This window comes from Shewanella algicola (assembly GCF_014648035.1).
GTDB classification, from domain to species: domain Bacteria; phylum Pseudomonadota; class Gammaproteobacteria; order Enterobacterales; family Shewanellaceae; genus Shewanella; species Shewanella algicola.
The window spans coordinates 25,466-51,184 of record NZ_BMQI01000009.1 but is presented as its reverse complement, the minus strand read 5'-3'; the positions used below and the strand labels follow the sequence as shown (position 1 = coordinate 51,184).

Here is a 25,719-nt window from a genome sequence, read left to right as displayed (position 1 = left end):
ATAACAATTAGAGAGGCGTAAATGGTACGTTTTAGTGTGCTGGAACCTTGGCAAGATCCTCGTGGTGGCGAGATTGAGCGGGTCAGGATAGATAATGGCATCATCGCACTTGAAGTATTAAGTCTAGGCGGCATCATTCGGTCATTATGGACACCCGATCGCAATGGTGAGCGTAAAAATATTGTTTTAGGCTGTGATAGCGCAGAAGATTATTTAACCCAACAAGTGCATTTAGGCGCTGTTGCTGGCCGTTATAGTAATCGTATTGCCAATGGCACAATGCAATACCAAGACCAGCGCTATTCACTTAGCGTTAATCAAGCCACCAACTGTTTACACGGTGGTGTTGAAGGTTTTAACCGTAAATTATGGCAATTAGGCACCCTAAGTGATGGTGTGCGCTTAACCCTTAAAAGTCCTGATGGTGACATGGGGTTCCCAGGTAATTGCACTGTGCAATTAGATTACCGCCTAGCCGGAAATAATTTGTACATTGAAATACTCGCCAGCACCGACAAAACCTGCCCAATAAGCTTAACTCAGCACAGTTACTTTAATTTAGACGGTAACCGCAGCAACACTAATGCAGAGCATACTCTACAAGTGGATGCGACCCGCTACCTCACCATGAATGATGTGGGTGTGCCTATCGCTATCGAATCTACTCAAGGTAGCGACCTTGATATGGCGACAGCCACACCAATGTCGGTACAAACACAGCGCGCCGCATTGGCAGCCACTAACGGTTTTGATCACTGTTATGTACTTGATAACCCAGGAGCTGATTTACAACGCTTTGGCTGTTTAGCCAGCCCCAATAGCGGCCGTAATATGACGGTTTACACCAATCAACCTGGCGTGCAGGTATATGGGGCGAACTTTTTACAAGGCACTGTCGCGAAAAAGCAGCGAGTACTTGTAGACCATCAAGCGGTGTGTATTGAACCGCAAATGCTGCCAGACTCACCAAATCAACCGAGTCTGCCTGGCGCAAGCGAAGTATGGATAACACCAGACAAGCTGTACCATCACATGACTCGTTATCAGTTCGATGTTGAATAATTTGCACCCCAAACCCACATTTAACGCCGAAGATATCGGCCAAATCGCCGTCGGGGCTTTTGCCCTGTCGGTGCCGATTGCGTTTTCTGAAGAAGCGTGGCGCTTGTCGGCCAGTTTACCGACACTCAATTTGGTTCTGGTGGTATTGTTGTCGTTGGCGTTTATTACTTTATTTGCTTATCAAAGCGTGTTTCAGGCCAATATTGTTAATCGTCGAGGGGCGTTTTTATTGCGGGTGGTGGCAGCGTATTTGTTGACGTTATTAGTGGTAGGCATAGTGTTATTGGCATTAAATAAACTGCCGTTGTTAACCGACCCTATTTTAGCCTTAAAGCGCATTATTTTAATTGCGATGCCTGCATCGATGGGTGCAATTATTGTCGACAGTTTCGATAAAGAATAACCCAACAACACTGAACAAAAAAACGGCATAAAGAATCGTCATTCTTTATGCCGTTTTGATAACCCAATAAACCATAGTTAAGTAATATATTATCAATAGCTTACTTACAAGATTAATCGTCTAGGTTATCACCCATTTCGTCGAAATTATCGTCATCGTCGTCATCAGAATCATCAAAATCTGGTATATCATCATCTGAATCTGCAACTTCATCAGGCTCAGCCACTGGTTTGGCTTTGCGAGGTGGTGCCGTATCTGGCACTTTTGACAAATCTATCCGTGATTGATGCTTTGACATAAACTCAGCGCGAGCAGCTTTCCAAGCATCTCCAAACTCAGCCATTGCGGCTTTTGTTTGTTCGTCATCTAAGTCGTGTAAATTAACTTTAACGATGTCTTCTACAAATTCAACTATGGTATTTCGCACAGTGTGGAACATGTAGACGCGCCCTGGAGACGCTTGTGGTAATTGGCCATCATAAACGACGATAGTATTGCCTTTCGACGTTCTTAACTCACCAACCCAAAGTTTTTTTGCTGTGTTATACATATATGCTAACGCCCTTAAATCAACACATATTCTAAAAATGATGCAGTATACTGGGTAATAAAACACCCAATCTGCACCACGATTATCTGTTCTGTATTTACGTGGGTATTTAAACAGAATATTTCTGAGAATCAATGCCTAAAACGATGAATTTTTCGCGTAATCGCATAAAAACAACAATCTTAGAAAAATTTCTTCATATCAAGGCCAGTACCCTTGCTAAAAGTATGGCTATTAGCCCGATAAATCGACCAAGTCAATCATCTCGATAACTGAACCTCGATAACTGAACCTCGATAACTGGACCTTGATAACTGAACCTTGATAACTGGACAATAGCCTAAATAAATCAGCCTTCAAGTTTTTTGTCTAAAAAATATTATCAACATCACCCTGTTGTTGAAACATCTTTACTGAACACCTAAATCCAACACAATTTTGCCTTTATGTTTGCCAGACTCCATTAATTGGTGCGCTTGTACAACCTGTGAAAAAGGAAAAACACTGTCGATTGGAATCGACATATCACCACTGCTTAATAACGGCCATACATGCTCTGCTAAGCCTTGCGCAATTTGTGCTTTATTGGCGATACTTTGTGGGCGCAGCGTTGAACCTGTCCACACCACGCGTTTTGCCATAATACGGAAAATATCGATAGTTGCTTGTGGGCCGCGCTGCATTGCCACTGACACCATGCGTCCGTCGGTGGCTATCGCTTTGAGGTTTTCATTAATAAAGTCGCCACCAGCGATATCCATAATCACATTCACGCCAACGCCCTGGGTAGCAGCTAAAATAGGCTCCACAAATGGCTCTTCGTTGTAATTAATCGCCATACTGGCACCTTGATCTAAACAGTATTGGCATTTTTCGGCATTGCCAGAGGTAGCAAACACTTTTGCTCCTAAACGGCTTGCCATCTGAATAGCAGTAGTACCGATGCCGCCAGAACCGCCATGGATCAATACCGTTTCACCCGCTTTTAATCCACCGCGAATAAACAAGTTACCCCACACGGTAAAAAAGGTCTCAGGTAGCCCTGCCGCTTGCACATAACTGTAACCCGTCGGAATAGGTAAGCAATGGGCCGCGTAAGTGTTCACTAACTCGGCATAGCCGCCACCTGGCACTAATGCGCACACTTTGTCGCCCACTTGCCATTGCGTCACATCGTCTGCCACCGCAATAATTTCGCCAGCAACTTCTAAACCAATAATAGGGCTCGCCCCAGCTGGCGGCGGATAAGCACCAACGCGCTGTTTAATATCAGGGCCATTAACACCAGCTGCATACACTTTAATGGTGACCTGGCCTGCTGACGGTAACTCGAGTATTGACTGCGTCATGGTCATGACGCTAGGTTCGCCGGGTTGCTCAACAGTCACATGGGTAAATTGTCTGTTATGTGTTGCCATAAATGTTGTCTCAATTTAGTGTTATTAAAATGTAAGCAGATATAAGTAGGCTGTTATTCGGTCAATTGTATGTTTACAAAATCAGCACAATTTTCAAGAAAACGAACAATAAGCGTCTTTAAACACCCAAATAGGTTGCCTATATTAGCTGAACCTTTACTATACCCGACCGCTTAAACCATGGAGCAAAATGCTTGATAAAATATCTATCATTTATACTGTTGTTAGCCAGTATTCACGCCCATGCAACGCCGATTCGGATTGCATCAGATATTTGGTGCCCCTATGTTTGCGAAAATCAAAAAGGCTATATTGTAGAATTAACACAACGTGCTTTTGAAATCCAAAACCAAAAAGTTGAGTTTATAACGATTCCGTATAAACGCGCCTTAGTTGAGCTACAAAGAAACAATATTAATGCCGTGTTAGCTTTACCCCCAAGCGCCATTGCCAATAATAATTTAGTGAGTGCGAATGTTGTTTTAGGCTATAACACTAATGATTTCTATACCTTAGTCGACAGCCAAGAATCGTTTAGCTATATATCAGATCTTAATTTTACCCAGCAGGCTGCGGTCGTGACGGGTTACGATTATGGTGTAGAACTTGATGCTTGGCTAAACGCACACACCAACAGTTACTTTGCCTCTGGCAGCGACCCCTTAGCGATGAACATCATTCGCCTAGTAAAAAGTCGTCATTCGGTGATCATCGACAACAAAAATGTCATTGAGTACACCGCGAGTCAATTAAACTTAAGTCAACAATTGCGTTATGCAGGTACGATAGGCAAACCAGTGCCCTTATATGTAGGATTTAATCAGCAAAATCAGGCAAATGCCGTTATGTTGGCTAACGGTATTGCTCTGCTTAAAGACAATGGCGAATATCAAAGTATTATCAACAAATACAATGTATTACCAGAAATGAGTTATGATAATGCACGCCATAAACGTCTGCACAAGTTCCTCCCTGTGCTTAATTGATGTTATTCACTTCATTATCCATCTCTAAATACCCATTGGTAATGCGCAAGATTTGGTAACACTATTTCACTGTATATTCATTCCAACTTAGTTACACTCTGCCTATAAAAAATACAATAAATCATTATTTTGGCAATATTGGCACCTGCTCACAGGTGTTTGAGGAATGTTTATGCGCGTATATCGCCAACTGCTGTTATTGGCCTTTACCAGTTCAGTCATTTTTACCGGCTCGGCTTCAGAAATTGTTCAAAGCAAAGGCCATTTTGAAGATAAGTTTCGTCAGCTTGAGGAAAGCCTACCCACCGCAAATGATTACCGCAATGCAGCCGGCGAGCCAGGAAAAGACTATTGGCAACAGCAAGTTGACTACAAAATCAATGTCACGTTAGATGAAACAAAGCGCCGCATTGAAGGTGAGCAAGTCATTACTTACCACAACAATTCTCCGTATAAGCTTAAATATCTGTGGTTACAGCTAGAGCAAAATCGTTTTAAATCTGACTCCATCGCTGAGCGCAGTAGCACCTTTAATGGTGTTGATGGCAGTGTGAGCGCGACGAACTCTTATGGCGACAATGCATTTGCAAAAATCAGCCTACAAGATCTGCGTCGCCAACAATTTTTAGCCGACAACAGTCTTGGTTACCAGATAACAGCAGTAACCGATGCAAACAAAAAACCATTAAAATACACCATCGTCGGCGCTCAAATGCGTATCGATTTACCCAAGCCGTTACCTCACAATCAATCCACTAAACTCAATATAAATTACAGCTACAATATTTTAGAAGAAGACGCCGTTGGAGCTCGTTCGGGTTATGAACACTTTCCTGACGATGAGCGTGAAGGTGGCAATGACATCTTTTTATTAGCCCAATGGTTTCCACGAGTCGCTAGCTATTCTGACTACGAAGCGTGGCACAACAAAGAGTTTTTAGGCAGTGGTGAGTTTACCCTCGAGTTTGGTAATTACGATGTCAGTATGACTGTACCGAGCGACCATATCGTCACAGCCACAGGCGTATTACAAAACAGCAAAAATGTACTTTCAGCTACACAGCTTAAGCGTTTAGAGAAAGCAAAAACCGCTGAAAAGCCAGTGTTTATAGTCTCGGCAGATGAAGCACTCGCCAATGAATCGAGTACGGCTAAAGGCACTAAAACATGGCACTTTAAAGCTGACAATGTTCGCGATTTTGCATGGGCATCATCGCGTAAATTTATATGGGATGCACAAGGTTATCAGCAAAAAGACAGCCAAAATCCTCACGTAATGGCAATGTCTTTTTACCCCAAAGAAGGTGGCGAGCTGTGGCAGCGATATTCAACGGCCTCGGTGATCCATACACTTAAGGTTTATTCGCGTTTTACCTTCGACTATCCCTACCCTGCAGCCATTAGTGTCAATGGACCTGTTGGCGGCATGGAATACCCAATGATCAGCTTTAATGGTCCGCGCACCATTTGGCATGACGATGAAAGCCGCACCTATACCTTGTCTGAAAAACAATTTTTGATCGGCGTGGTTATTCACGAAGTCGGCCATAATTACTTCCCGATGATTGTAAACTCAGACGAACGCCAATGGACCTGGATGGACGAAGGCATAAACAGCTTTTTAGACGGTATTGCCACTCGCGAATGGGATCCAGATTTACCCTGGGGGCGTGAGCCAAGTGACGTCACCGAATACATGAAGTCAAACGTGCAAGTGCCTATTATGACCCAATCAGACAGTGTGTTGCAGCTTGGGCCAAATGCTTATATTAAACCTGCTGTAGCATTAAATATTTTGCGCGAAGTGGTATTAGGCCGTGAATTATTTGACTTTGCATTTCAAGAATACAGCCGCCGCTGGATGAACAAGCGCCCAACACCGAGCGATTTTTTCCGCACCATGGAAGAAGCTTCTGGAGTTGATTTAGATTGGTTTTTCCGTGGCTGGTTTTACACCACTGACCATGTGGATATCTCGCTAGACCGCATTTATAAACTGCGCCTGGACACTAACAATCCAGACATTGATTTTGAGCGCCGTCGTCAAGACTATCAAGCTAAACCCATGCCTTATTCGGTGGAGCGCAATCAACAAAGTGGCCAAAAAACCTGGGTTGAACTGAACTCAGACAACCTTGATTATCATGACCAACACGATCAATTTAGCGTTACCAATAAAGAGCGAAATAAGTACAACAAAAAACACGCTGAGCTCGACCCGTGGGAGCAACAAGTGCTTGCTCGAGCACTAAAAGAAGATAAAAACTACTACGTGTTTAACTTTACTAATCTTGGTGGTCTCGTGATGCCTATCCTGCTCGAGCTAACCTTCGAGAATGGCAACACTGAATCGTTAGTGTTGCCAGCTGAAATTTGGCGTCGTTCGCCTTCGCAGGTCAGTAAGCTCATTGTGACCGATAAAGACAATATTCTGGTCTCTGCTGTGATTGACCGCCGTGGTGAAACAGCCGACGTCGATATTGAAAACAACTATTATCCGCGGCAAATTATTCCATCACGCATTGAAGCCTTTAAAGAGGAAGAGCGTAAGGGCAATCAGTATCGCGATATTATGCATGACAACAAAGAAGCACTGAAAGAGCCTGAGATGAAGGTAAAAAAGAAATGATGCGTCCATTAATCAGCTTAGTATTAATCAGTATGATGAGTTTAGGTTTGCTTGCGGGTAAAGCCTTTGGCCACCAGCAAAAAGAAGCCTACACCAGTATTGTGTTTAATCAGCGCAGCGGCATGCTAGAAATTCAACATCGTTTTTATCTACACGATGCTGAACATGCCGCCCAACAAGTGATCGATAAAAACACGGATTTGATCAGCGATCCGGTTGGACGCGATGCCTTTGCGTATTACGCTATTTCAACCTTTGCCATGCAAGATCAACAACAGCAACCGCTCACACTGACTTATGTTGGCACCGAGTTGGAAGGTAAGTATTTGTGGGTGTATCAAGAAACCCCGATAACGGCAGATATGGATGGGTTTTACCTTAAAATGACTGCACTACAAGAGTTGTGGTCAGAACAAATCAACCACATCAATGTAGAGCGTAATAAGCGCGTCACCTCGGTAAGGCTACACATTGCTGACTCGTGGCACTACATTGAAGTGGCTAAACCGGTCAAGTAACTCAATCTATTCAATAGATAGCACTTCTGCGTTGTGAATCGTTATAACGGCTCCTGTAAGTTTAGTTATAGAGGCTGTTAAGTTTTCACTACATCATCTAGCGCATCGGCTAAGGTTGAATACGTTACGCACTGAACGCCATCGGGCTTAAAGCCTGCTTTTGCCAGGGTTTTTAGTGGCTGAAATTGAAAGTCCGCCAACAAGACTCGGGTGTTATCGTGCTTACATTTGGCAATGTATTTGTATAACGCCGCAACACCGCCAGAGTCTAAAATAGACACCCCATCGAAATACAATACCACGCCATCTTGTTCGGCACTTAAATGAACCAACTCACCAAAGACGCCATCAGCGGCAGCAAAAAATAATGGCCCGTTAATTTTAAACACTTTCCAACGTGGTGGCAGTTCAACATGGATGTGTTTTTTCTGCTCGCTAATGTCTTGCACTTTGGTCATGTCGGCTACTTGCTTCATAAATAACAACGAAGCCAAAATAATCCCGGCGCTGATCGCGATCACCATGTCGAAAAATATGGTCAGTAATAAACACACCATCAACACCAATACTTCACTAGCAGGAGCTTTTTTAATTAAATGAATAATCTTGGGCGCTTCGCTCATGTTCCACGCCACCATGATGAGTAATGCCGACATGCCCGCCATAGGGATGTATGCCAAAATAGCACTCAAGGACAACAACGACACTAATACCACCAGCGCGTGGATCATGGCGGCTACAGGACTTACCGCGCCCGATTTAAAATTGGCTGCCGAACGAGCAATTGCCGCAGTCGCGGTAATCCCGCCAAAAAATGGCGTAATAATATTGCCGATACCCTGGCCCAATAATTCGCTATTGGCACTGTGCTTTTTGCCTGACATACCGTCTAGCACTACTGCGCACAGTAACGATTCAATTGCGCCCAACATGGCAATGGCAAATGCCGCTGACAATAAATCGCTGACTAATTGCCAACTAAACGCCAATGGCGATTCTCCGACTTGTGATCGCAACCAGGGCCATTCAAAATCAGGTAACATCGATGGGATCCCTGCGCCAATAGAGCCGTCGGCTAAGGTAAAACTGAAGGTTGAGCCAATCGTCGCGACATGAAACCCTAACAGATTTAACATCAAAGCCACGATGCTGCCTACCACTACTGCGGGTAAATGCGCAGGCACCGCTATCTTAAGCTTTGGCCACAAAATAAACACCACTAAAGTGCTTAAACCTACCAGCAACGTAGGCCCAGAAAACCCCGGTATTTCTTGGGTTAAGGTGGCCACTTTACCCACAAAGCTTTCAGGCATTTCTGTAATGTTCAATCCAAAAAAGTCTTTTACTTGCAGCACAGCAATAACAACGGCAATCCCGCCAGTAAAACCTAACGTCACTGACTCAGGAATGTATTGAATAAAACGACCCAGGCGAAACAACGCCATGATAATCAGCATCACTCCAGATAAAATGCTCGCAAGTAACAACCCAGACAGGCCATATTGCTGCACGATAGGATAAAGAATGACAACAAACGCGGCCGTTGGCCCAGATACGCTATAACGCGAGCCCCCGGTTAGCGGAATAATTAATCCGGCAATAATGGCAGTGTATAAGCCGTATTGCGGCGCCACGCCAATAGCAATAGCCAATGCCATTGCTAGGGGAATGGCAATAATACCAACGGTTAACCCTGCTAATAAATCTTTAGAAAATACAGCAATGCTGTAGGGGTTGTCTTTTAAGGACTCTCGGAGCGCATGCCCGATACGAAGAGAAAATAAATGTGTGCGGTATTTCATTGAGGCGATCCCATAACCTAGGCGGTATAAAAGATACCCCTCATTATAGGCCGATTGCGCGCTAGCACAATCAAATTAAGTTACCACTTGATGATAACTTCATTATCATCACATTATAATGAATAATCATACCAATAAAAAAGCCACGCTAGGTGGCTTTAGTGATTAACCCAGTTATTAATTCGGCCATTAACTTATTGATATATAAATATTAATCCGCAGTAAAATCGATAGACACCTTACGGCCGCGATTGGTTTCAATATTTTGATACTGCCAATCATATTGTTTAATGAGCCTTGTTGTGAGCTCAAGCCCTAAGCCAAAACCTAAATCTTCACTATTATTCGAGTAAGATTCACACTGATTAATGATGCTGACAGAGTAATCCTGTTGCACAATGCTCACACTGCCCTTCATGGTATGTTGCAGCGCATTACGGATAAGATTGGTCATAATAATACGGCATAATGTGCCTGGCAGCTGTTGCACTGACTCGTCTGTTTCAATACTAATGTCGATATCTTTACCTTTGACTAAATAGGTCAGATCGCTCACTAATTGGCGAATAAGTTGGTCTAAACTTACCTCAATAATGGGTAAACTTTTACCTTCACGCCGATTTAACCACAATAAGGTTTCGGTTAAATCAGTCATGGTCAGCCCTGCACGCTCAATCCGCTCTACAACCTGGGCTTGTTTTTCCGCACTCGCGCCTTTGCTTATCAATTTTTGCAGCAACTCGGTATTGGTACGAATAACCGCTATGGGCGTGCGCAGCTCGTGACTGGCATAACTCAAAAACTGTTGCTCACGCGATAAACTGTCTTGCACTGTGCTCAAGCTGGTTTTAATAATTGTCGCTAAGGTATTAAGCTCGCTGTAGTGAAAGTCTGGCGTAGGCTTATCAAGTTGCTGAGTATTCAGCCCTTTAGCCCAGTTTTTGAGCCTTTCTACTGGCAGTGTTACCCGGCGCATCACCCAAATGAGTACGACAGCAAAAGCAATAATGCCGAATATTGCCGTTAGCAAAATGATTAAAAAATAAGGGGGGCCATTTCGCTTAAAGGCGCCTATTTTGTCGCGCTCAAATACGGTGGAGACAAAGCGTGTTTCAGCGCCGTATTGCACTTTCATGGTAAAATAGCCCGCATCTGGCGGGGTAATGAAATTACCGCCAATAATGGTTTTATTAAGCACATTGAATTCTGTTGGTGGCTCAAGCATAATTTGGCGCACGTTTTCGGGGATATCTTGCCAGCGACTGGCAACAGTAAATGCATCAAACTGATAGGGCTTTCCGTCTGATACATTTTGCAGCTGCCCTTGAGCATACATCGCCATTCGCATCGATGAATCCAGACCTGCAGTAAAGTAATGTAAGCTCAGTGCCGACAAAATCAATATGGTACCAATGCCGGTAACCAACATTGCCAGCAGTACATATAAGCGAATACTCGGGAGTATTTTCATGACCGATCAGATTCCTTTATTGCAAAACCGTAGCCACTCACTGTGTGCAGTAGCTTATTGTCATGGTCTGCATCAACTTGCTTACGCAAATTAAAAATGTGTACTTTTAAGCTGTTACTGTCGGGTTGTTCATCACCCCATACCATTTGCATGAGCTTTTCCCGCGACACAGGGTTTGGACTAGCCCGCATCAATACGATTAAAATTTTTAATGCGGTCGGCGACAGTTTTAATTCGATATTATTACGAAAAGCTTGCTTTTTTTGCATATCAACGACTAAATTAGCGACCGCCAACCGCTGCACCTGACCACTGCGACGACGAGCCAACACTTTAATTCTGACGATAAGCTCTTCCATAGCAAATGGTTTTACCAAATAATCATCTGTCCCATTGGCAAAACCAGTGAGCTTGTCATCTAGAGTGTCACGTGCCGTGAGCATTAGTACAGGCACATCAATACCTTCAGCGCGGATAGACTCACACACTTGCAAGCCATTCATTTTAGGTAAATTTAAATCCAAAATAATCGCGTCATAATGGTTTTGCTGAATCAAATGCAGCCCAGCCAAACCATTAGCACTGTGATCGCACAAGATGTCTTCGAGTTCTAAATACTCGATAACAGCTGTGGCGAGATCGAGATCATCTTCGACCAATAATAACTGTAATTTACCAGCTGTCATCGAACAGGCTCCTTATTATTATGCTGACGCTGTTGCGTCATGATTAGGGCGTAACTTATTCATGATATTAGTGATAAAGTCATTTATTTCACATTGAATCAACAACAATGACGGTGTCAAAATCAAGGTAATCACTGTGGCAAACAAAATACCATACCCAAGTGCAGCCGCTGCAGGAATTAAGAACTGTGCTTGTAATGAGGTTTCACCTAATAACGGTGCTAACCCCGCAAATGTAGTCACCGATGTTAGCAGTACAGCACGTAAGCGCCCAGTGCATGACTCAACAATCGCATCATGTACCGACAAGCCTTCTTCTTTAATCAATTCATTAAAGCGCGACACCAATAATAGACTGTCGTTTACCACCACACCACTTAAGGCCAATATACCATTTAACGATAAAATACTGATGGTTAAGTCGTTCCACCAATGGCCTAAAATCGCCCCAACTACACCAAATGGAATCGCGGTCATAATGATCACCGGCTGCACATACGACTTAAGCGGAATGGCTAATAAGGCATAAATCGCAATCAACGCCAGCACAAACATCGACCCTATTGAACTGGTGGTTTCTGCTTGTTGTTCCGCTTCACCAGCAAAATTAAAGCTCACGCCTGGGTATTGCACTTCAAGTTGTGGCACTAACGACTGCTGTAATTGGCTGACTAGCTCATTAGAAGCAATTTTGTCTTTGTTTAACACAGCGCTAATATACACCGCACGTTGGCTATCAATACGGGTGATACTTGATGGCTGATAGTCATTAAAAATATCGGCAACATGGCTTAATGGCACTATGGTACCGTCACTGGTGCGAACATTAGCTAGTTTGACATCAGCAATGGTTTGACGGTCTTCATCGGGGTAACGTACACGCACTTTTACTTCGTCTTTACCCCGTTGAAAACGCTGTACCACGCCGCCACCAAATGACTGCAATACTTGCCCAGATAAGGTTTCGGTATCAAATCCAAGGGCGCGACCTTGAGCGGTTAATTCAAAGCGGTATTGTGGCTCACCTAAATCTAGGTTGTTATCGATACCACTGACGCCGTCCATGGTTTCGATAGCCGCTTTTAACGCTTGGCCTGCGGCAAATACTGACTCGGTATCGCTGGCTTTAATCTCTACTTTAAAGTTATCGAGCATTTCTCTTTTAGCTAACACTTTTAGCTTTTTAACCCCTTCCATTTTGCCAACCGCTTCGGTCCATTTTACGGTAAATTCTTTTAGGGCATACGGCGCACCTGATGCTAACTCAACGATTACCTGACCAGAGTCACTACTGCTAGCCAGTACATGTAAACTCGAAAGGTAACTCGCAGTGTCATCACTATATTGGGCAGAAAGCTGAGCATCTACGCGTTTAGCAGCAGCTTCTAAGGTGGTTAAGTTTTTATAGGTTTGACCAAAACTGGCATCATTTTGCATAGAAAAATCAGCTACAGCGGTATCACCCGTAATATCTGGGAAAAATGCCACCCTGACACTGCCAGTGATCGGCATACTTGCAACCACGATAAATACGGTAATAAATATCATCACCACGGCGTAGCGAAAACGCAGAGCGATTTCAATTAATGGCTGATAAATCACTCGGCTAAACCACTTTAAACCGCTGTCGGCAGCATGTTGAATGTGGTTAAACCATGATTTTTTAACAGGTTTTTTAGTATCAATATGGGCTAAATGCGACGGTAAAATAAACTTAGATTCCACCAGCGACAACATCAAACAAATTGCCACAACCGTGCCAAACTGAGCATAAATTTGCCCTAAGCGCCCTTCAACATTGGCTAACGCCACAAACGCAACCACGGTAGTTAACACACCAAAAATGGTCGGTGTGGCTACTTTTAGTGTGCCTTTAATGGTGTTGTCGATGTTATCGCCGTATTTCTGCCGGGTGCTGTACACGCTCTCACCGACAACTACTGCGTCATCCACCACAATACCTAGCGCCATAATAAAGCCAAAGGTAGTCATTTCATTCAGGGTTAAGCCGGCAAAATTGTTGGTCATGAAAAACAAGGTGCCAAAGAACACAAACGGCAAACCTGCTGCCACCCAAAACGCTACGCGAAGGTTTAAAAATAACGCCAAAATGATAAACACTAACGCAATACCGCTTAGGGCATTTTTAACCAATAAGCTTAAACGTTCGGTAATCATGGTACTTTTGTCATACCAAGAGGCAATACTGACATTTTCAGGTAATGCACTCGAGTTACGCCATTTTTCAACCACTTGCTTGGCTTGTTCGACAATATTAACGATGTCGCCATTTTCATCCATTACAATCTGAATCGCGCTTGAGTTGACATTGTTATAACGCGACAATACAAAGGTGTCGTCGGCAAACTCATCTTTTATCGTGGCGATATCGCCTAAGGTAATTAACGACCCCTGGCTGTTAGTAATGATGGGCAGCGCCATGAAATCTTGCTTTTGATACGCCTGATCTGACACTTTTAAGCGTACAGTTTTGTCGTCATTGTATAAGCTGGTCGAAATTGACGTCGCAGATTCTGCGTTAACGGCATTGGCAACAGACTCTAAGGTTAATCCATAGGCTTGTAGCTTAGCTTCATCGACTTCAATCGAAATCATTGGTTCAGCTTTAGCTTTAATCTCAAGGTCGTGAATCGCATCCTGGCTTAAAAGATCTGTCTTTAATTGCTCAGCTAATGCCTGCAATGTTATCCGGTCTGTATCACCATAAATCTCAATCCAGAGCGCGTGATCTTGCAAGCGCATCTTGTCGATTACCGGGTTTTCAGCTTCAGTAGGAAAGTTATAAATTGCATCGACATTGGTTTTAATGTCGGTTAGCAAGGTATCTAAATCATACGAACTGGTTTTCTCAATAATCACATTACTGCCATCGGCATTAGAGGTTGAGGTGATGCGTTTAATTCCAGGGACGGTTTCTAAAGCATCTTCAATTTTGATTGCTATACCTTCTTCGGCAAGCACAGGATCGCCACTGTCGTAGGTGACAGACACGGTGACGCGATCAGGCTCTAGGCTCGGAAACGCCTCTTTACGCAAGTTATTAAGTGAGAATAAACCGACAACAATCATGCCAATCAATAACAAGTTAGCGGCAACTGAGTTTCTGGCAAACCAGGCTATTGCCCCAGTGTGAGTCGATTGAGGAACAGACATAATTATACCTCTTCCTTAGCAAGCACTTTGGTGCCGACTTTAAAGTTACTCAATGGGCGTTTTACAATTTGCATTTTGGCTGGCATGTCTTGCTTATTCGTCATCGGCGTCACATAAACAAAACCGCCTTTTTCAAATGCAATATTGGCTGCGGACTTAGCTAATAAGCCATTATCGTCAACAAACCAAATATCACCTTGTTGCGATATAGCAGACGAAGGTAATTGCCATAAGTTAGTTAACGACTTACCTTGAATGTTAGTTTTAACAAAGGTACCTGGGTACAAATCGGTTTGCTGTGCAAGTGGGTCGTCAACTACCACAACCAATGAACGTTGACGGCTTGTTTCAGTTAAATGTTGCTCTACGCGCTCAATATAGCCTTGCCATTGATATTGACCATCGGTGCTTTGTAACGCGACACTCCAAGGTGTTTTAGCTAACTCAGCGTTATCAAATACAGGTAAGTTTTTCCATTGCATTTCAGACAAGGGGACGTTGATTTCAACTTCTGCCACACTGTATAAGGTGCCAAGTTCGGTGCCTGCTTGCACATAGCTGCCAGGCTGAATATTACGACTAATAATCAACGCATCAAATGGGGCAGTAATGTTAGTGTATGCCACATCTTGCTTGGCTTTTTTAAGGGCTTGCTTAGCATTTTCTAATGCCGCAGTGGCTTGTGCCAATTGTGGGGTTCTTAGCACTAATGGCGAGGCAGGTTCGCCAGACAAACCTGAACGTAACCACTCAGCTTTGGCTTGCTCACCTTCACGTTGCTCTTCTAATAAATCAAGTTCAGCTTGGGCGACATCTGTTTGCGCTTGAGTTAGCGCTTGTTGGTAACTGGTATCATTAATTTTACCCAATACTGTGCCTTTTTTGATCACTTGACCTGATTCAAATTGACGATCTAGTTGAATCACCTTTCCGCTCACTTCAGCACTTAAGGTGAGTTCATAACGTGGTTTTGCTTCACCAAAACCAATCACTTCGGCTTGATATTCATGTCCGCTCACTGCGACGACACCCACTTGTGGTAATAATGATGCCGCAGTCGTTGTTGCTACAGGTTTTTCAACTTGCTCTACCTGTGGTGCTTTTTGATTCGGTGGCGACGGTAAGTGCGATGCGGTATATCCCACAGCGACAAAAATACTGCCTAGAGATAATACGGTGACAATAACGTTTAGACGATTAAGCTTCATGCGATACCCCTAAGCCCAATGCTAGGCCTAAATCAATTCGGTTTATAAGACGGTTATAAATGGTGTTAGCAAGCTGCGCTTCAATATCATAGGTTTGCTGCTGCACTGTGAGTAGGTCAAAAATATCAACCAAACCTTGGCGATATTTTTCTTCATAACTGACAAAACTACGCTCAGCACTCATTTGTGCCTCAGTTAAATATTGTTGTTGTTTAGCCAGTGAATACTCTTGGCCAACGCTGTTTTCAACTTCGTTAACTGCGGTTAATAGAGTGTCTTGATAAATCCAGTAACTTTGCTCAGTGGTTAAGCGCGCCAATTCGGCTTGCGACTTTAACAGACCACCTTGAAATAATGGCGCAGATAACTGCCCAAGAGCGCTCCAGAGTGGCCCGGTAAGTAAGGCATCACTTGGCGACTCTGCCATGTCGGTTAAACTGGCAGATAAACTGATCGACGGTAACATCGCTTTATAAGCAGCATCGGTACGTAATGATTCTGCTTCGATATTGTAAAAAGCGGTTTTAATGTCTGGACGGCGACCAAGGTTTTGCTGTCCAAGCGAGCTAATAGGGTTTAATACCGTAGGGAATGCTGCTGCAATGTTTACCCCTAAATCATTACCGGTCCATTCGCCGGTTAATAGGGTTAAGTCACGTTTACTTTGGGCAAGCTGCTCTTGATAACTCGCCAATGTTGCACGAGTGCTAGCGGCACTAGTATTAGCATTATCAAGGTCTTCTAAATTGCCTAAACCAACACGGTAACGGGCCAAAATAAGTGCGCGGTTATTTTCTAACACTGCTAAACGCTGGGTTTCAATGGTGACTAATTGCTGCTGTAAGCTAATGTCTAACCAACTGCGCATCACATTAGCAGCCACTAAATCTTTGGCACTTTGTAAACTGGCTTGCGAGCTGGCAATATCTTTTAGGGCAGCATTGCTGCTGTCGGCAATTTTTTGCCACAAATCTAATTCCCAGCTCACTGTGATGTCGGTGGTGTAGCTGTCGTCACTGTCTTCTGTTGCTGAGCCACTAAAGCCCGCATCAACCGACGGTAAACGACTTGCTGAGGTAATACCGTGCTGGGCATACGCCATATTTAACGCCACAACGCTTTGTTGCAAGCTAGGATTGTTCTCTAGTGCTGTAGTAATAAATTGCTGTAATTCAGGTACATTTACGAGATCCGTTAATTTTGCTACTGCAACAGCTGAAGATGCGTCATCTGCCTGTGAGTCTGCCAATAATTGTGTCAATAAACGTTGGCTAAGGTCAGCCTCAGTTTGGCTCGCTTGGTCGCTATAATTGGCATAATCGACGCTGCTGCACCCCAAAAGAGTCGACACCATCAGTGCGAGCATTGCATTACGTAAAGCCGGTTTTACCTTCATGATTTTGCGCCTCAAAACATGTGTATTACACCATAATGGCACTAGCATAACGAAAGGCTGGTTAAGGAGGGGTTAAGATGGAAGGCAAAGATAAAAAAACACACCTAACTAGGTGTGTTTCAGCCACTAAAACTACTTACGCTAATGCCCTTTTAAACGCCGGCTCAGGGCGCTTTGACTGATCCCCAATATTTGCGCTGCGGCAGTTTGATTATTGGCAGTGCGACTCATGGCTTCATCGACTAATGCCTGATTCATTTGTGCAATAGTTGGCAGTTGTTTGGGGAAAATAATGCCGTCTTGCGGAGCATCATTCATCGATTTATGTTCATTAATCGCTTCCATAAAAGGACTGGTATTAAGGGCAATACCGTCGCTTCTGCTCACGGCATCAAACACCATGCCTTTGAGTTCGTGCAAGTTGCCTGGAAAGTCATAACTGGCCAACTTCGTGGCTAAATCTGCAGGTTGTAGTGGTACGGGTAAATTCATTTCTGTCGCCGCTAAGGCAATAAAATGATTAATCAACATTGAGATATCTAAGCGCCGTTCAACTAATGTTGGTAATTTAATTTTATGGGCGCGCAGACGATATAAGAGATCGCTTCTAAACTTACCCGCTTGGTGAAGTTTAAGTAAATCATCCTGAGTGGACACCACAAATTTACATTTTACTGGGTAAGCCGTGTCGCTACCTAAAGGATAGTATTGTTTGGTTTCTAACAAGGTCAGCAGCTTAACCTGGGCATCGAGCGGCAATGCACCAATCTCATTAAGATAAAGCACGCCGCTGCCTACCTGGTGCAGTAACCCCGCAACAGCCTCTAGCTCGCCATTATTATGATGATAGAGTTTGCCACACATTTTTTGCTCAAAGTATTCACAGCTAATGCCTGCAAGATTAATACTTAGTAACGGTTCATTTGGGCTATAAAGTGCATGACACGATTTGGCAAACTCACTTTTACCTGTTCCGCTAGCACCATAAATTAACAGTGGTTCAGGGCTACCTGAGACGGCTTCAAGGTAGCGAAATTGATCTAACAATATCGGTTCACAGGTCAAAATATTATTAAATGCTTGTGGGTTTTCTAGTGTGCGGCTTAAGAATTTTTCTTTAATATATAAATAGTTACGCTCAAGACCGACGACCTCAAGCGCACGACGTACGGTGCGCGCAAGATCGTCGACATCATCGGTTTTGATAAAATAATCATAAGCACCATTTTTAATGCAGCGTACGGCAGTGTCGACTTCATTCACACCGGTAACAATTATGACTCGAGTATTGGGGAAGTCGCTGCGAACCATGGCTAAAATGTCTTCGCCAGAATGAAATGGCATCGTTAAATCAACCAACACTAGGGCGTAGTCGCCCACTTGTAAGCGATTTTGCACCTGGCGACTGTCAATGCATGTGTCAATTTCAGCCTCTGGCACCAGCCGGTTTAAGGTTAACGCTAAGGAGCGTAACCAAGCGGCTTCATCGTCGATTAACAAGATATTTCGGGCTAATTTCATTGCTTACTCTTTTGCTAAGGCAAACGTTAAGCGAATGCGGGTCCCTTTACCCACACTCGACAGCATTTGCATTTCACCTTGATGTTCTTTAATAATTTTACTGCACACCGACAACCCTAACCCGCTACCACCTTCATGGCGCCTGGTGGTAAAAAAGGGCTCGGTAATCCGCTTTAAGGTGGCACTATTCATGCCGCAGCCATTATCGGTAATGCTAAGTATGGCAGTGGCACCGTCTATGCTGGTTTCTATCTCAATAATACCTTGCTGCTCTGCGCAAGCGTTACATGCATTTTGAATGAGGTTAATTAACACCTGTTGTAACTGCTGAGCATCACCATAGATACAGGGTTGTTGCTCGGTAAGTTGAGTAATGACTTGATTAAATTTGGTTTGATTTGCCGTTAAACGCAGCGCCACTTGCACCACATCATTAAGGCACACCTGCGTATATCCATCGGCAATATGCGGCATAGCATAGCGCTTTAAATCATTCACAATTCGGCTAATACGTTTAGCACCATCTTCAATAGAGCCACAACTGTGTTGCAATTCTTTGATGGCGATGTCGGGTTGTAACCCGGCAATAAGCCAAAAAGGATTTTGCTTTTGATAATATGTTGCCGCGGGTGATAAATCTTTCATTGCCGCGCTAAATAACGATACAGCATGGACGATAAGCCCAGTCGGGTTATTGATTTCATGGGCAATCCCTGCAGATAACTCACCGAGTGAGGCTAGGCGACTGGCTTCTTCGTTTGCTTGACGTAACCGGTGTTGTTCAGTTGATTCCTCTAGCAAAATAACCACCTGGTCTTGGGCAATGGGGTGGATTTGTAACTGCCAAAATTGTTGCTGGTAACGCATATCTGCGATGAGGGATTTTTGACTCAATAACACATTAAGCACAGCGGTTTTAAGCACAAAAACGTCGTTATCGATGTAGTAAAACGCATCTGAATCTAACAAATATATATTGTTATCGTTACTCCATAAATGTTGTAAGTCTTGATTGACTATAGTCACACCATTGGGGATGCCATCAAGCACAGATTGAAACTGTTGCGACAGTTCGGATATCTCCACTTCAATCCGCTTGCGTTGTATCAACTCGGCATCAAGTGTGTGGGTTTTTCTGCGTAAACTCGCACTAATAAACCCAGTGTAAATGAGGCCTGCACCTGAAATGATGGCCACGATAATCGCCAGCGCAAATATTCGCCTTTCACTAGAGGTTAAATCCACTTTTTCGCGGCCGGTACCAAACCATTTATTAACTAATTGGTCGTATTCACCCGATAGTTTTAACTGTCTCAACGCCTCATTAATTTGGTACATCTGCTCGGATTTACTACTATTGGCAACAAAATTAAACGCGCCATAAATTAATGCATCACTTGAACTACGTACCGACGGGTACATTGGCAATAAGCGCCGCGCAACAAAGCTCTCGGCAATCACGACATCAACTTGGTTTTTTATCAGTAATTGAAAGCCAGTTTCATACAGATCAACATCAACCCGATCAAACTTTTGCAGTTTGTCAGATAAATACACATCAACAAACGCACCATTTTTAATGGCAACACGCTTACCCACTAAGTCAGCCCAATTATTAATAAGCGCCTTTCCTTGCAAGGTATAAGCTTTGGCGTGGGTGGCGTAAATAGGGTCAGATTGCGCTAACTGCCGGTCCATATTCACAGGGCTCACCACCGCAATGACATCAATGTCGCTATTAGGGTTATGCACATCATTTAGCAGTTGTTGAAAGCTTTTGCGCCGAACAATAATTCGCGTACTGGTTAGCTGACCAATTCGGTTCATCAGCTCAACATTAAACCCTTGGTCGACCCCGTTATTACGCCACTCTAACGGTGCCGTATTTGAGTGCACGCCGAACACAATGCTGTCTTGCGCCAGCACTGGCAGGGTAAAGAATAAAAGGCAAAGCAATATCAATCTCATCCGCTAATGTTACTCATTTAACCTATTTGAAACTGTGCAGCATTCCGCATATGAGTAAATCATTATGTAATAAACGCGCTTAGTCTAAATTCATCAGCATTTCACTCAATGTGACCTTGCTCTCTATCCTCTATGCAAAAATGCATATACCCCTTTATAGCTATGCATCTTTGCATAGTTCATTTAATCGCTTGTGATTGAACTGTCATTTCTAGGCTTCATTTTAGCGATTTTATTGTGAGTATTAGCAGTGTGAGTAAGCTTAGTGTTAGCAATATAAATCGCAGGTCACTTCAACAGTAAATGGGCTGCATTTTTAAAGTGGCGTGATCAATTGTGCCATATAAAACAAAAAAAGCTTCTATGCTTAATTGGCTCAGCGTCATTTAAAAGTAGAAAGGGGATACACATGAAAAAGATGAAACTTGCAGTTTGCCTTGCCACGCTAATGGGTACCGCAGGCCTAATGGGTAATGCCGTTGCCGCCGACAATTTAGCCGAATTCCATGAGCAAAACCAAGAATGTGATAGCTGCCATACACCAGACGGTGAATTATCAAATGACAGCTTAACCTATGAGAATGCACAATGTGTTTCTTGCCATGGCACACTAGCTGAAGTAGCAGAAACCACTAAGCATGAACATTACAACGCTCATGCTTCTCACTTCCCAGGTGAAGTGGCCTGTACTTCATGTCACAGCGCTCATGAAAAATCTATGGTTTATTGCGACTCATGCCATAGCTTCGATTTCAACATGCCATATGCTAAGAAGTGGGAACGTAACGAACCGACTATTGCTGAATTGGCCAAAGACAAATCAGACCGCCAAGCCGCTCTTGCAAGTGCCCCACGCGATACTGTTGATGTAGTCATTGTCGGTTCTGGCGGTGCAGGTTTCTCTGCTGCAATATCTGCAACAGATAGTGGTGCTAAAGTTATTCTTATCGAAAAAGAGCCTGTTATTGGTGGTAACGCTAAATTGGCTGCAGGCGGCATGAACGCTGCATGGACTGATCAACAAAAAGCAAAAGACATTAAAGATAGCCCAGAGTCTATGTACAAAGACACCATGAAAGGTGGCCGTAACTTAAACGACCCTGCATTAGTTGAAATCTTAACATCTCACTCAAAAGCTTCTGTAGATTGGATGACCAAAATGGGCGCTGATTTAAATGACGTTGGCCGTATGGGTGGCGCATCAGCTAACCGTGCACACCGCCCAACGGGTGGTGCTGGTGTTGGTGCTCATGTTGTTCAAGTGCTTTATGATAATGCCGTTAAACGCGATATCGACTTACGAATGAACACTCGCGGTATCGAAGTGCTTAAAGACGATGACGGTAAAGTCAAAGGTATCCTCGTTAAGGGTATGTACAAAGGTTATTACTGGGTTAAAGCAGATGCAGTTGTATTGGCGACAGGTGGTTTCGCTAAAAATAACGACCGCGTTGCTTCGCTTGATCCAAAATTAAAAGGCTTTATCTCTACTAACCAACCCGGTGCAGTAGGTGATGGTCTAGATGTTGCTCAAAATGCTGGCGGCGCGTTGAAAGACATGCAGTATATCCAAGCGCATCCAACGTTATCTGTTAAAGGTGGCGTAATGGTCACTGAAGCAGTACGTGGTAATGGTGCAATTTTAGTTAACCGTGAAGGTAAGCGTTTCGTTAACGAAATCACTACTCGCGATAAAGCATCTGCAGCCATCTTAGGACAAACTGGCAAATCTGCGTTCTTAATCTTCGATGATTCAGTTCGTAAATCATTATCTAAAATCAATAAGTATATTGGTTTAGGTGTTGCGCCAACTGCTGATAGTTTAGTTAAATTAGGTAAAATGGAAGGCATTGACGGTAAAGCACTGACTGAAACAGTTGCACGTTACAACAGCTTAGTTGCTAGCGGTAAAGACACTGACTTTGAGCGTCCTAACCTACCTCGCGCATTAAACGAAGGTAACTACTATGCAATCGAAGTGACTCCAGGTGTTCACCACACTATGGGTGGCGTGATGATCGACACTAAAGCCGAAGTAGTAAATGCTAAAAAACAGGTTATCCCTGGCTTATATGGTGCAGGTGAAGTTACTGGTGGTGTTCATGGTGCTAACCGTTTAGGTGGTAATGCCATTTCAGACATCGTCACCTTCGGTCGTTTAGCAGGTGAAGAAGCCGCAAAATACTCTAAAAAGAACTAAGCAATTAAGAATTAACTGATTTGCTAGTATCAGTGGAGCCACAGCCCAGTGCTGTGGCTTTTTTTATGTGGTCATCGATTATTAACGCGGAAGATATTAAACACTCAACTCCATTTTTTGTTGCTGGCGCCAATGAGACTCCATCACCGGAATGGTAAACCCATAACACAACACCACAATTAACGGTTGGATTTGAAAGCTTAATTCTGGCCATAATTGAAAGGCAACAACACAAGCAATGGTGCGGACAATAGCATGCGCTATGGCAATTTTTTGCGCCGCTATCACGCCATGAACTAGCCAAATTAACCCTGTTTGAATCGCTAACACAAAAGGGAGTGCAAGATAATTTTCCATAAATAATGGAATGCTAATGCCAAAGGTTAAAAAGCTCATCCCAACTGCAGCAAGAAACACATTATCGAACCAATTGCGATTAGCCGCTTTATTAAAACCAAAGCCTTCCCCTGTTAGTTTAGATACCCCCATGGCCAAATACACAATTGAGCCCGTACCGATAAAAATAGCCATTACCATTTGTGAAGCGGGTAAAATGAAGCTTAAAGCAAATAAAATACTCCAGACAATCATGCCAGATAACGGCATCGCCAATGCACGTTGTTGACGGTATTCAATTAACTGCTGATCCAATGATTTATGTTGCATGATAAAGCCTCCTTGTTGGTATGGATTAATTATCAGCAAAACACGTATTGAGCAGTAGTGCACTTTGTCAGCAATCGAAGATGACAAATGTCATCTAATGGCCGCACATGTTGTTAAACCCACTCTCTATCCCATAAAAAAAGCACCTAAGTGCTCTTTTTTTAAATGACAACGATCATGCTTTATAGCGATTCAGTAAACCGTTGACTAAACGCTTGAATACGCTTTGCATTGACACCTGCATCTCCTCGTCCAATACGCGACACACTGCGCAAATCAATACGGCAGCCCTGCTCTGCACTGGCCACTACCACGACAATATCGTCGGCAAAATTGAAAAATGGCGTTCTGGCTGTTGCCTCAAATCGTAGAGTTTGCGGTTGTTGATCAACAATCACCCAGCCCATTGCTTTAGCCACATCAAGGGCTTTTGCAAATGCCGCCTCTGCGGGTAAATCCGACAGTATAGGTTGAATATTTGGATAGGCTTGCAACTGCTGCGCAGCAATGTCGGCCCCGCCATACACTAAAGTATTTTTAGCACCAATTCGGCTATCGGTTAAAAATTCAAATTGCGGAGGAGCCTGTGTGTCTGTCGTAATATCATGAATAGGAGGATATCTCACTGGCTCGATAATGAGCCCCTTCAACATCGGCGACAACATCGCAATCCCTAGCAATAATGCCACGACTGACTTTGCAGTGCCGCGCGCTTTAGGGTTATCGGTTTTAATCATTATACCGCTAACTAAACTGACTAGCGCCACGGCCACCACAATATATCCGAGCACATTGTGGTATTTACGACTCGCAATAAAGCCCGTTATAGGGTCCCACAAACCCATAGACGATCCAAAAATCATCACACCAGCGGCAATTACCGCAACTAATGCCACAACCAACGCTATATGACTCACAACATTTTTTTGCATTACATCCATCCTTTAGGAGCAACTCATTTATCTAATAGATATTGACCACCGTTTAGTGAAAAAATTTCCATCAACACATAAAAAATATCCCAACCATAAACCTCTACTTAATCGTCGACACAAATAAATTAGTTGACATTGTCCACCAAGGCAAATATAGTTGACTTAATCAACCTAATTTATTCCCATTTTAATCATTTGAGAAACAAAATGCATTCACAACAAGTTTTGCTATTGCCCAACATAGACTCAAAAAAAACCCCTATTATCCATAAAATCTTGGTGGTGCTTGCAATGATGACCGTTATGGGCGGCTCGTTAATAGGCTTAATGACCTACATTAATATTGGTTACAGTGAGACCTTTTTTAATGATTGGTTAATGTCATTTCTGCTTGCCGCGGTCACGGTTATGCCTGCCGGATTCATCTTCATGGCTTTATTCACTTATGTTATCGAAAAATGCCTACCCAATACCAGCGAGAAAAAGCGCAACATCATCGTTGGCGTGTTGATGGCTATCACCATGGAATCGGCAATGGCATTGTCGACAGCCATTAATAATATTGGTTTTAGCAGCCATGCTGCATTGTTTAACCACTGGCTAGAGGCACTGCTTGCCGCACTGCCATTAGGCTTAACGTTAATGATAATTACTTCATTAACAATCAAACCTAAAATTGAACGATTTTTAAAAAGTTAACCTGAGGGATTTCCCATGAGCAAAGACAATCAATATCGTATTACTGTTGAACATCTTGATGATAATCAACAAAGTATTCAGCAGTTACAGTTTGAATTTCAAGACCGAGAAGATTTATTTAAACTCGTTGAAAACCTTAAAATAGGCAGTGGACTGCCAGAGTCAGAAGCCACTAAATTAAGTGTTGGTTTACGTTTATTAGGCCCATTGATGATGCATAACCGTAAACACCCGCTGTTTATTGATTTTATGCCGCACTTTAAAACCTTTATGCAAAACTTAAAAACCACAGTCAAAAACGCGGTAACCAATAAGTAACCTGAGCTCGGGATAATAAACGCCTTTCAAACAGCCCTTTGCCCTGCTAACTACGTTGAATCGACTTACAATAGGCTAGCTATTGACGCGTCAAATCGCCTTGTTAGCA

20 protein-coding genes are annotated in these 25,719 nt (G+C 43.3%); 8 read left to right on the top strand and 12 right to left on the bottom strand.

Going from position 1 to position 25,719, the window contains the following annotated elements; genetic code table 11:
- The first annotated feature begins 21 nt into the window (after positions 1–21).
- Positions 22–1,062 (top strand): aldose epimerase family protein, encoded by a 1,041-nt coding sequence (locus IEY42_RS05615; protein WP_188924338.1) that lies wholly within the window; start codon positions 22–24, stop codon positions 1,060–1,062.
- Positions 1,052–1,465, top strand: coding sequence for a DUF2391 family protein (locus IEY42_RS05610; protein WP_188917160.1), 414 nt, complete (start codon positions 1,052–1,054; stop codon positions 1,463–1,465). The genes IEY42_RS05615 and IEY42_RS05610 overlap by 11 nt, the downstream gene beginning before the upstream one ends.
- 112 nt (positions 1,466–1,577) lie before the next feature.
- Here the strand turns inward: IEY42_RS05610 and IEY42_RS05605 are convergent, their stop codons facing one another.
- On the bottom strand, positions 1,578–2,015 hold the full coding sequence (locus IEY42_RS05605; RefSeq protein ID WP_188924337.1) for a hypothetical protein: 438 nt from the start codon (positions 2,013–2,015) through the stop codon (positions 1,578–1,580).
- A gap of 410 nt (positions 2,016–2,425) precedes the next feature.
- Positions 2,426–3,433, bottom strand: a complete 1,008-nt coding sequence (locus IEY42_RS05600; protein ID WP_188924336.1) for an NAD(P)H-quinone oxidoreductase — start codon at positions 3,431–3,433, stop codon at positions 2,426–2,428.
- Between the two features lie 194 nt (positions 3,434–3,627).
- Between IEY42_RS05600 and IEY42_RS05595 the strand changes: the two genes are divergently transcribed.
- The 3 genes from IEY42_RS05595 (at position 3,628) to IEY42_RS05585 (ending at position 7,566) form a co-directional block, all read left to right on the top strand.
- Positions 3,628–4,419 (top strand): substrate-binding periplasmic protein, encoded by a 792-nt coding sequence (locus tag IEY42_RS05595; protein WP_188924335.1) that lies wholly within the window; start codon positions 3,628–3,630, stop codon positions 4,417–4,419.
- Between the two features lie 172 nt (positions 4,420–4,591).
- Positions 4,592–7,048: a M1 family metallopeptidase gene (locus IEY42_RS05590; RefSeq protein ID WP_188924334.1), complete on the top strand. Its 2,457-nt coding sequence runs from the start codon at positions 4,592–4,594 to the stop codon at positions 7,046–7,048.
- The gene (locus tag IEY42_RS05585; protein WP_188924333.1) at positions 7,045–7,566 is read left to right on the top strand and encodes a DUF6702 family protein; all 522 of its coding nucleotides are present in this window, start codon (positions 7,045–7,047) and stop codon (positions 7,564–7,566) included. The genes IEY42_RS05590 and IEY42_RS05585 overlap by 4 nt, the downstream gene beginning before the upstream one ends.
- Positions 7,567–7,643: 77 nt before the next feature.
- Here the strand turns inward: IEY42_RS05585 and dauA are convergent, their stop codons facing one another.
- The 8 genes from dauA to IEY42_RS05545 all read right to left on the bottom strand — a co-directional run bounded on the left by dauA (position 7,644) and on the right by IEY42_RS05545 (position 20,792).
- Complete coding sequence (dauA, locus tag IEY42_RS05580; RefSeq protein ID WP_188924332.1) at positions 7,644–9,368, bottom strand: C4-dicarboxylic acid transporter DauA; 1,725 nt, start codon at positions 9,366–9,368, stop codon at positions 7,644–7,646.
- A gap of 211 nt (positions 9,369–9,579) precedes the next feature.
- Positions 9,580–10,839 (bottom strand): sensor histidine kinase, encoded by a 1,260-nt coding sequence (locus IEY42_RS05575; protein WP_188924331.1) that lies wholly within the window; start codon positions 10,837–10,839, stop codon positions 9,580–9,582.
- Complete coding sequence (locus IEY42_RS05570) at positions 10,836–11,525, bottom strand: response regulator transcription factor (RefSeq protein ID WP_188924330.1); 690 nt, start codon at positions 11,523–11,525, stop codon at positions 10,836–10,838. Before IEY42_RS05570 ends, IEY42_RS05575 begins: the two co-directional genes overlap by 4 nt.
- An 18-nt stretch (positions 11,526–11,543) precedes the next feature.
- Entirely contained in the window at positions 11,544–14,699 is a 3,156-nt protein-coding gene (locus tag IEY42_RS05565; protein WP_188924329.1) for an efflux RND transporter permease subunit, read from the bottom strand.
- Between the two features lie 2 nt (positions 14,700–14,701).
- The gene (locus IEY42_RS05560) at positions 14,702–15,907 is read right to left on the bottom strand and encodes an efflux RND transporter periplasmic adaptor subunit (protein ID WP_188924328.1); all 1,206 of its coding nucleotides are present in this window, start codon (positions 15,905–15,907) and stop codon (positions 14,702–14,704) included.
- Entirely contained in the window at positions 15,897–17,303 is a 1,407-nt protein-coding gene (locus IEY42_RS05555; RefSeq protein ID WP_188924327.1) for a TolC family protein, read from the bottom strand. The genes IEY42_RS05560 and IEY42_RS05555 overlap by 11 nt, the downstream gene beginning before the upstream one ends.
- A gap of 141 nt (positions 17,304–17,444) precedes the next feature.
- A complete protein-coding gene (locus IEY42_RS05550; RefSeq protein ID WP_188924326.1) occupies positions 17,445–18,824 on the bottom strand; it encodes a sigma-54-dependent transcriptional regulator in 1,380 nt (459 codons plus the stop codon).
- Between the two features lie 3 nt (positions 18,825–18,827).
- Positions 18,828–20,792, bottom strand: coding sequence for an ATP-binding protein (locus IEY42_RS05545; RefSeq protein WP_188924325.1), 1,965 nt, complete (start codon positions 20,790–20,792; stop codon positions 18,828–18,830).
- A 409-nt stretch (positions 20,793–21,201) separates the two neighbouring features.
- On the opposite strand from IEY42_RS05545, the gene IEY42_RS05540 reads away from it, so the two are divergent.
- The gene (locus IEY42_RS05540; protein ID WP_188924324.1) at positions 21,202–22,992 is read left to right on the top strand and encodes a flavocytochrome c; all 1,791 of its coding nucleotides are present in this window, start codon (positions 21,202–21,204) and stop codon (positions 22,990–22,992) included.
- 96 nt (positions 22,993–23,088) lie between these two features.
- On the opposite strand, the gene IEY42_RS05535 is transcribed toward IEY42_RS05540, so the two are convergent.
- Positions 23,089–23,658 carry a DUF7010 family protein gene (locus tag IEY42_RS05535; RefSeq protein WP_188924323.1) on the bottom strand — a complete coding sequence of 190 codons (570 nt, stop codon included), beginning with the start codon at positions 23,656–23,658 and terminating at the stop codon, positions 23,089–23,091.
- 182 nt (positions 23,659–23,840) lie between these two features.
- Positions 23,841–24,590 (bottom strand): DUF1499 domain-containing protein, encoded by a 750-nt coding sequence (locus tag IEY42_RS05530; RefSeq protein ID WP_229779936.1) that lies wholly within the window; start codon positions 24,588–24,590, stop codon positions 23,841–23,843.
- A 210-nt stretch (positions 24,591–24,800) separates the two neighbouring features.
- Here IEY42_RS05530 and IEY42_RS05525 point away from each other — a divergent pair, with 210 nt between their 5' ends.
- The gene (locus IEY42_RS05525) at positions 24,801–25,292 is read left to right on the top strand and encodes a DUF2798 domain-containing protein (RefSeq protein WP_188924321.1); all 492 of its coding nucleotides are present in this window, start codon (positions 24,801–24,803) and stop codon (positions 25,290–25,292) included.
- A gap of 15 nt (positions 25,293–25,307) precedes the next feature.
- Positions 25,308–25,610, top strand: a complete 303-nt coding sequence (locus IEY42_RS05520) for a DUF3861 domain-containing protein (protein ID WP_188924320.1) — start codon at positions 25,308–25,310, stop codon at positions 25,608–25,610.
- Positions 25,611–25,719: the final 109 nt, after the last annotated feature.